Source organism: Lysinibacillus sp. FJAT-14745, assembly GCF_001275675.1.
Classification (GTDB): Bacteria; Bacillota; Bacilli; order Bacillales_A; family Planococcaceae; genus Lysinibacillus.
On the sequence record NZ_LITM01000001.1, the window covers coordinates 44,570 to 45,249 of the forward strand.

The 680-nt window shown below is 40.0% G+C and carries 2 protein-coding genes; both read right to left on the minus strand.

What is annotated here, in order from left to right; genetic code table 11:
• The coding region (locus tag AMS59_RS26100) for a transposase (protein WP_369814291.1) at positions 1-202 on the minus strand (202 nt) is incomplete at its 3' end.
• 48 nt (positions 203-250) lie between these two features.
• A complete protein-coding gene (gene tnpB, locus AMS59_RS00230; RefSeq protein WP_082337326.1) occupies positions 251-619 on the minus strand; it encodes an IS66 family insertion sequence element accessory protein TnpB in 369 nt (122 codons plus the stop codon).
• Between the last annotated feature and the right edge of the window lie 61 nt (positions 620-680).

A 680-nucleotide genomic window follows, 5' to 3' on the forward strand; every position in this document is an offset into this window, starting at 1 on the left:
TTATCTCTACTTCGTTGAACAGAGAAAGTGCGAGCTGATCGGGATTGGTTTTCTCACTGGATGCACCGAATTTCTTTTGTTGGCTGAGGCGGAATTGTTCTTCTAGCCACTTTAGTTTAGCCTGTAGTGCTTCATTTTGTTTTTCCAACTCCGCATTCTTCGCTGCGAGTTCTTCAATTGTTACGGGTGGGACGTTAATCATTTTTTCCATATTAAAAGGAATTCGACACCGAGAGCCGAATTCCTTTTCTTATATAATAATTTGTGCAGAGACTTTTGGATGAGCTTCTTTTTGTTCGATAGGCAACCCATCGAGTAACCAGTTAAATTGGCGTGAACTTATCGCAAGTGGCAACGATTGCCCATTGGGCCATTGAAAAAGCCCTTTTTCAAGTCGACGATAATAAAGCCAAAATCCATTATGATCCCAATGAAGAATTTTCAGTTTATCCCGCTTACGATTACAGAAGACAAAAAAGTGTGAAGAAAACGGATCAAGTTGAAAACTTTCTTGTACAATGACCGCCAATCCATCAATCGATTTACGTAGATCGGTTGGACCGCATGCTAGATACACACGATCTACTTGTGATTTATTTAACATGTGTTTGGAGTACATGAAGGACTTCGCCAAGTAGTTTTGGATTAAATCCTAGATGGACTTCAATAGAAGCTACACC